At 69.5% G+C, this 7417-nt stretch carries 8 protein-coding genes; 6 read left to right on the top strand and 2 right to left on the bottom strand.

The features are described from left to right. Positions 1-367 precede the first annotated feature (367 nt). The 6 genes from ACLQ3C_RS10290 (at position 368) to ACLQ3C_RS10265 (ending at position 5905) form a co-directional block, all read left to right on the top strand. Entirely contained in the window at positions 368-1186 is an 819-nt protein-coding gene (locus ACLQ3C_RS10290; RefSeq protein WP_425704958.1) for a hypothetical protein, read from the top strand. A 22-nt stretch (positions 1187-1208) separates the two neighbouring features. After that, complete coding sequence (gene menD, locus ACLQ3C_RS10285) at positions 1209-2891, top strand: 2-succinyl-5-enolpyruvyl-6-hydroxy-3-cyclohexene-1-carboxylic-acid synthase (RefSeq protein WP_425704957.1); 1683 nt, start codon at positions 1209-1211, stop codon at positions 2889-2891. Between the two features lie 92 nt (positions 2892-2983). Then, positions 2984-3523, top strand: a complete 540-nt coding sequence (locus ACLQ3C_RS10280; RefSeq protein WP_425704956.1) for a hypothetical protein — start codon at positions 2984-2986, stop codon at positions 3521-3523. Positions 3524-3675: 152 nt separating this feature from the next. After that, the gene (locus tag ACLQ3C_RS10275; RefSeq protein WP_425704955.1) at positions 3676-4833 is read left to right on the top strand and encodes a glycosyltransferase family 4 protein; all 1158 of its coding nucleotides are present in this window, start codon (positions 3676-3678) and stop codon (positions 4831-4833) included. A gap of 131 nt (positions 4834-4964) precedes the next feature. Continuing rightward, complete coding sequence (locus ACLQ3C_RS10270) at positions 4965-5711, top strand: HemK2/MTQ2 family protein methyltransferase (protein WP_425704954.1); 747 nt, start codon at positions 4965-4967, stop codon at positions 5709-5711. Beyond that, entirely contained in the window at positions 5708-5905 is a 198-nt protein-coding gene (locus ACLQ3C_RS10265) for a CDGSH iron-sulfur domain-containing protein (protein ID WP_425704953.1), read from the top strand. Before ACLQ3C_RS10270 ends, ACLQ3C_RS10265 begins: the two co-directional genes overlap by 4 nt. Positions 5906-5936: 31 nt before the next feature. Here the strand turns inward: ACLQ3C_RS10265 and ACLQ3C_RS10260 are convergent, their stop codons facing one another. Together ACLQ3C_RS10260 and ACLQ3C_RS10255 are read right to left on the bottom strand one after the other, a co-directional pair. Then, positions 5937-6992: an iron-containing redox enzyme family protein gene (locus tag ACLQ3C_RS10260; RefSeq protein ID WP_425704952.1), complete on the bottom strand. Its 1056-nt coding sequence runs from the start codon at positions 6990-6992 to the stop codon at positions 5937-5939. Positions 6993-7062: 70 nt separating this feature from the next. Beyond that, the gene (locus ACLQ3C_RS10255) at positions 7063-7263 is read right to left on the bottom strand and encodes a hypothetical protein (RefSeq protein ID WP_425704951.1); all 201 of its coding nucleotides are present in this window, start codon (positions 7261-7263) and stop codon (positions 7063-7065) included. Positions 7264-7417: the final 154 nt, after the last annotated feature.

Here is a 7417-nt window from a genome sequence, read left to right as displayed (position 1 = left end):
AGTCATTTGCCGAGTAGACCGGACCCGCTGACCTGCGGTTATGCCGAATCTCTACTTTCGGAATGACTGAGAATGGGGCGGATGGATCGATTCCGGGTTCGGCTGCGTCCGATCCGCATGGAAAAACGGGTAGGCGCCGCAGGTCACGTTGACCAGGTGCGGCAGGAAGCGTCGGTCGTAGAAACCGGGGCCCATGGGGCGAGGGTAGTGCCGGTGACGGCGATGCTCGCCCGTTTTCAGTCATTTGCCGAGTAGACCGGACCCGCTGACCTGCGGTTATGCCGAATCTCTACTTTCGGAATGACTGAGAATGGGACGGATGGATCGATTCCGGGCTCGGCTGCGTCCAATCCGCATGGAAAAACGAGTGGAATTGGGAGTGAACCGGCGGCTGGAGTTGCTCGCGACCGGTTTGACCGACAACGACCTGCGCCGGATGGTGCGCCGCAACGAACTGATCGCGGTGCGGCCCGGGTGGTATGCGACGCGCGACGCCGACCCGCAGGCTGTCGTGGCGGCGCGCAACCACGGAGCGCTGTCCGGACCGACGGCCCTCGACAAACATGGTTTCTGGGTTCCGCCCGGCTACGACTCGGTACACATCCGCTCCGGCAAGGCGGCCCTGGACCTCGGCAAGGCGTGCTGCCGGCCATCCGGGCCGCCGATACCGGTCCACACGATCCTCGACCAGGCTCCGTTGGCGCTGTGCGCGGCGATCCCCTGTATGACCGGTGATGATTGGATCGCGGTCGCCGATTCCTTCATGCACAGCGCCCAACTCGACGTCGAGCTGTTGCGGGCGATGTTGCCGCGCCCGACTCGTGTGATCGACACACTCCTCACCGAATGCGATCCGTGCTCGCAGTCGGGGACCGAGACCCTCGTCCGAATCCGGCTGCGGCGACTGGGCTTCGAGGTTGTCGTGCAACCGCGGCTCATCGGAGTGGGATTCTCCGATCTGCTGGTGGGCCGACTCCTGATCGAATGTGACAGCGAGCTGCATCACACCAGCCTCGAGAACTATCGCAACGACCGCCGCCGTGACCGCCGGGCACTGGCCATGGGGTACTCGACGATGCGGCTCACTTACGACGACGTCCTGTACGGCTGGGACGATACCGTCGCCGACATCGAGAAAACCCTCGCCGACGATCGGCACCGGATCGCGCCCGCGTGGGACGACTGAGCGAGGTTCTACTGTGGAATCCATGAGTTCATCGCCGGAGACCGCGCCGAACCCGTCGACGCTGCAGGCGCGGGTCATCGTCGACGAGATGATCCGCGGCGGGGTTCACGAGGCCGTGTTGTGCCCCGGGTCGCGGAACGCGCCGTTGGCGTTCGCGCTGCACGCCGCCGACGCGGCCGGCCGGTTGCGGCTGCATGTGCGGATCGACGAGCGGTCGGCGGGATTCCTGGCGCTGGGGCTGGCGGTGTCGTCGGGGCGGCCGGTGCCGATCGTCATGACCAGCGGAACCGCGGTCGCCAACATGAGTCCGGCGGTGTTCGAGGCAAATTACGCGCGGGTGCCGCTGGTGGTGGTCAGCGCGAATCGGCCTTATGAGCTGCTGGGGTCGGGGGCCAATCAGACCGTCGAGCAGTTCGGCATCTTCGGTACGCAGGTGCGGGCCGCGATCAGTCTGGGCCTGGCCGAGGCCGACGTCGACACCAACAGCCAGTGGCGTTCGGCCGTCGGCCGCGTCCTCGCCACCGCGCGGGGCGCGCGCACGGGCAATGCCGGGCCGGTGCAGTTCGACATCCCGCTGCGCGAACCGCTGGTCCCGGGCCCGCAGACCTCGCCCGAGGCGGATCTCGGCGAGTTCGCCGGCCGCCCGGGCGGGCTGCCGTGGACGCAGGCGCCGGTCGGCAAACTGGATATCCCGCTGCCCATCGATCTCTCCGTCGACACCGTCGTCGTCGCCGGCCATGGGGCGGGCCGCTTGCCCGAACTCGACGCGATCCCGACCGTCGCCGAGCCGACCGCGCCACATGCGGTGACGCCGCTGCATCCGCTGGCCCTCGATGCGCTGGCACCCAAGCAGGCCATCATCTGCGGTCGGCCCACGCTGCACCGCGGCGTCGCCCGGCTGCTCGCCGACCCGGAGGTGCGGGTGTACGCGGTGACGACCGGCCCGCGCTGGCCCGACGTCTCCGGCAACGTGTTCGCGACCGGCACGCGGGTCGAGGCGGTCGGTGAGGCGAGCGAGGACTGGCTCAAGAAGTGCGCCGCGATCCATCAGCGGGTGCTCGGTGCCGTCGACGCCGAGCTCGACGCCGACGGTGCGGCGACGGGTCTGCACGTGGCGCGGGTGGTCAGCGCGGCCATGAATTCCGGCGAGCAGCTCGTCGTCGGCGCGAGCAACCCGATCCGCGATGTGGCGCTGGCCGGGCGGGTATCCGACGGGGTGCGGGTGCTCTCCAATCGCGGGGTGGCCGGGATCGACGGGACGAATTCGACGGCGCTCGGCGCGGCGCTCGCGCACGACGCCGCGCGGCCCGGCTCCCGCACAGTGGCGCTGATGGGCGATCTGACGTTCATCCACGACGCGACCGGGCTGATCGTCGGGCCGTCGGAGCCGCGGCCGGGGGCCTTGCGGATCGTCGTCGCCAACGACGACGGTGGCGGCATCTTCGGGCTCCTCGAACAGGGCGATCCGCGGTTCAACTCCGGGCCGTATGCCGGGGCGTATGAGCGGGTCTTCGGCACCCCGCACCACACGGATCTGGCGTCACTGTGTGCGGGTTTCCACATCCCGCATCGGCGGGTCGGGCCGGCCGATCTGCCTGCGGCACTGGCCGCGCCCGGCGCCACCGGAATCGAGGTGATCGAGGTGAGCACCGATCGCGACCGGCTGCGTTCGGTACATGCCGGGATCATGGCGCGGCTTCGGTAGCGCCGGCTCGGCTGCGCAGCCGCGATGGCGCGGGCGCGTCGGCGAGCATGCGGGCATCCCGGCGCGCATACGCCGCCGCGTATTCTGACCCCATGAAACCGGTCATCCTGCGGCGCGTGCAGAAGACGCTGCTGGTGATCGGGCTGATCCTCACCGTGATGGCCGGAGCGATAGTCGTCGCCGCCTACCGCAACGATGCCGCGATCGACCGCGACAAGGGCACCGTCATGGCCGACATCGTCTCGGCCGACCCGCTCCACGCCGTCGCCTATTTTCAGACGCCCGACGGGCAGATCTACAGCCCACGGCTGGGACTGCTGTATCCGACCGAGCTCGGCACCGGGCAGCGGATCAGCGTCGAATACGACCGCAGCAATCCGAACCTCGCGAAACCGGCCGGCCGGGGTGCGTCGTTGGCGATCATCCCGGCGTTGTCGGTGGCCGGATTGGTGTGGCTGGTCGTGATCGCGGTGATGTTGCTGATCGCGGAGACCAACCGGCGGCTGCTGCGGCGCTCGGCGCGACGCGCGGGCGAAGCCGATCCCGGCACCGACGATGGTGACGGCGGCGACGGCCCCGATGACGACCCGACCCCCCGGCCCGCCGACGATCGGGCCATCGTCGGGGCGTAAACGGTCGGGGCGTAAACGGTCGGGGCGTAAAGCGGTCGGGGCGTAGCCGGCTGGGGTGACCAGCTCGGGGTGACCAGAGATTCGCGCGGAGTTCGTGCGCCGGTCACATGCAGGGGCCGCCGTGGTCACCGAGCCCGGCCAGCATTGGCCCCATGCGCGTGGCCATCGTCGCCGAGAGTTTTCTTCCGCAGGTCAACGGGGTCGTCAATTCGGTGCTGCGAGTGGTCGAGCACCTCGAATACGCGGGGCATGACGCGATCGTCATCGCACCGGACTCTGAACGTGACGGTCGGCGGGCACCGCGGATGGTGGGTCGGCGCACCCCGGTCCACACGGTGCCGTCGATGCGTTTTCCCGGGGTGACGTCCCTGCCGGTCGGGATGCCGGTACCGAGCCTGTACCGGACCCTGCGTGACGCGCAACCCGACGTGGTGCATCTGGCGTCGCCGTTCGTCGTCGGCGGGGCGGGCGCGTTGGCGGCCAAGCGGTTACGGTTGCCGTCGGTGGCGGTGTTCCAGACCGACGTCGCGGGATTCGCCGAGGCCTACCGCCTACAGATCGCCCGACGCGCGGCGCGGCGCTACACGCAGATGGTGCATCTGGCCTGCGACCGCACCCTCGCACCCTCCACGGCGACGATGGAAAACCTTGCCGCCCAAGGGGTGCCTCGACTGCATCGATGGGCGCGGGGCGTCGACACGGCGCAGTTCACGCCGGCCAACCGCGACGAGTGCCTGCGAAGCGAGTGGGGCGGGCGACGATTGATCGTCGGATTCGTCGGGCGGCTCGCACCGGAAAAGCATGTGGAGCGCCTCGCGCCACTGGACCGCGACGACTCGGTTCAGCTGGTCATCGTCGGCGACGGCCCCGAACGTGCACGGCTGCAACGGCTCTGCCCGAACGCGGTGTTCACCGGCGAGCTGCGCGGCGCCGAGCTGGCGCGGGCGTATGCGAGCCTCGACGTGTTCGCCCATCCCGGTGAACACGAGACGTTCTGTCAGGCGATCCAGGAGGCCATGGCCAGCGGCATCCCGGTGATCGGGCCCGATGCCGGTGGACCGCGAGATCTGGTGACGCCGTTGCAGACCGGCTTCCTGCTCGATCCGGCCGACTATGCCGACCGCATCGGCGAGACGGTCGCCGCGCTGGCGGACCCGGCGCGGCGGGTCGTGATGGGACGAGCCGGGCTGGCGGCGGTACGGGCGCGCACCTGGCCGGCGCTGTGCGAGGAGTTGCTGGGCCACTACCGCGCGGTGATCGCCGAGCGCGGCGGGGATGCGGGTGACGTGCCGGACCGGCTGGCCGGGTAGCGCGCGCCGGGCGGGATCGGCCGGGGAGGGGTTGACGGGAGCGCGGTTTGCCGGAGACTGGGTTTGACGGAGGTGCGGGCGGGCAATGCTGCGTGCGCACCTTGTCACCCGCCTCGGCCCGGAAAGCGCACATGACACTCAGCTTCGAGCAGACCGTTCCCGAACCGTCGTCGCATGTCGGCGGTAGTGATCAGGCCCAAGTGGATCCGGATCCGGTCTATCGACCCGAGGTCTATCAGCCCCAAGAGGATTCGCGGTTGCTGGTCGACTGCCTGCGCGCGGTGCCGGGCCTGATCGGCGCCCGCGCACTGGATCTGTGTACCGGCAGCGGCGTGTTGGCGCAGGCCGCCGCGCATCTGGGCGCGCGGTCGGTGGTGGCCGTCGACCTGTCGGAGGCGGCCGTGCGCAGCGCGCGGGAGCGGTGTCGGGACGCGCCGTGCCAGGTCGAGGTGCGGCTCGGCAGGTTTCAGGATCAGGTCGGCCGCGGGCGGTATGACGTGGTGACCTGCAATCCGCCGTACGTTCCGGCGCCCGACCCGCGGGATGGGGTCGAGGCCAGCCCCGGCCCGGCGCACGCCTGGGATGCCGGTCCGGACGGACGTGCGGTGCTCGATCCACTGTGCGCGGTCGCCGCCGAGTTCCTCGAACCGGGCGGAACGATGCTCGTGGTGCAGTCGGAGTTCGCCGACGTGACCGCCACCGTGCGGGCGTTGCGGGCCACCGGACTCCACGCCGATGTGATGGCGCGGTGGTCGGTGCCGTTCGGGCCGGTGATGACGGCGCGGGCCGACTGGCTCGAACGCCGCGGCCTGCTCGAATACGGGTGCCGCACAGAGGGTCTCGTGGTGGTACGCGCGGTCAAGCGGGATGTGGCATGAGCGGGCCGGAAGAGCGGACGCAGATCCGAGTGATCCGGGGCGGACCGATAATGGTGCCCGGTCCCGTCGACATCGAGCTTCCCGACGGCTCGCATGTGCAGTCCGACCGCTTCATGGTGGCCGTCTGTGCGTGTGGGCGCAGCCGCAATTATCCGTTGTGCGACACCAGTCATCGGCGTCGGCGACGGGAGTAGGGCGGCGGGAGTAGGCGGGCGCGCGGTGAGTTCACACGGCGACGGATGCGACTCCGGCCAGCACGGGACCGGCCTTCCATGCGGCGGTCAGCCCGGCCTCGAAGGCATCCTCGACGAACAGGAATCCGCGGATCCCGAAGATCACGTCGTCTTCGAGCTCTGGTTCCTCGGACACCAAGGCGCCCAACACATCTCGGCGCAGCACCTGCTCGTGGACGGCGTCGGCCTCGACGTGCTCCCGGTAGAAATACTTGCACGGTTCGGGGGCGTCGAGGCGCTCGAGACCGGTGAGCAGGCGTTGTGAGCCGGGCGAGGAGGTGATCTCGGTGGCGGCGAAGTGACCTACCGTCGCACCACGCATCGATCGGTGTAAACCGAAGCAGGACATCAGGTTCACCGGGGTCAGCGCCCACGCCGGGGCGCGGTCGAGGTAGGCGAGGTAGCCGGGATCGAGGTCGGCGGCCACCATGAGGTCGGCGAAGAGCTCCTGATGTACCGATTCGCCTCGGCCGGCACCGAATTCGTCGAACTCGACGGCAACGAACGCGGCCTTGGCCGTCCCGCGCAGCCGGGGAATGGCCCAGGCGTGCGGGTCGGCCTCCTTGAGGTGATACAGCGAACGCAGCGCGAACAGATCGCGGAACTGCTGCCACGTCCCGTCGTCACGCAACCGGTAGGAGAGGCCGTCGCCGTGGACCGGCTCGACGCTGAGGTCGGCCATCAACTGTTCGGCGCTCGTCTGTCCGGTTCTCGTCTGCCCGGGGCTCGCCTCTTCGGTATCGACGTTCGCGTGCACGGCGTCGAGGAAGATGCGTTCGAGGTCGCGGCGCAGGCCGAGGATGCCGGGGTCCCACTCGCGGTCGTCATCGACGTCGGCGAAACCCACATAGTGCAACTCGTAGGCGACGTAGAGGGCGAGTTGAACATCGTCGCCGAAGGGATCTGCCTCGTCGACGGCGGTTCGGCGCAGTGCGGCGCTGTCGATCTCGGTGCCGTCGCGCAGGGCGGTGATGAGCTCATCTGACAGCGGCCCCCGCGCCTGCGGCAGGGCCGGCGCCACCGGGGTGGTGCGCGTAGGTGGATGCATGGTTGCTTTATACCCCTCGGCGGCGGTGTTCAAACGCTGTCGACGGCCGCGGGTGGGTCGAACCGGCAGGTCAGTCGGTCGGTTCGGCGTGGCCTGCGTTGGGTGAGTGGGGGTCGTCGCTGCCTGGCTGATCCGACGTCGATGCCGGGTCGACGACGGGTTCGTCGTCCTCGGCGGGGTTGTGGGTGATCTTGCGTTCGAGGTCGTCGACGGTGTCGCGGGCCGCGCGGGCCTCGTCGGTGTCGGGGCGGTGATCGGGTGTGCCTGTCACGTGTCCTCGTTCCTGGGTCGCTGGTGTGGTTGGGGATTCCTCGGTGGAGCGCTTCTGAAACCTGCGCGTGCTTGTGGTTCCAGAATGTGGGGCCGGGTACGACAACGCCGCCCGCCCCCGGGGTGGTGGGGCGGACGGCGTGCTGTTGTCGGCG

Source organism: Gordonia sp. DT30, from assembly GCF_049844915.1.
Lineage (GTDB): Bacteria > Actinomycetota > Actinomycetes > Mycobacteriales > Mycobacteriaceae > Gordonia.
Note: the sequence above shows the minus strand (reverse complement) of the source record. Positions and strands in the feature narration are given on the sequence as shown.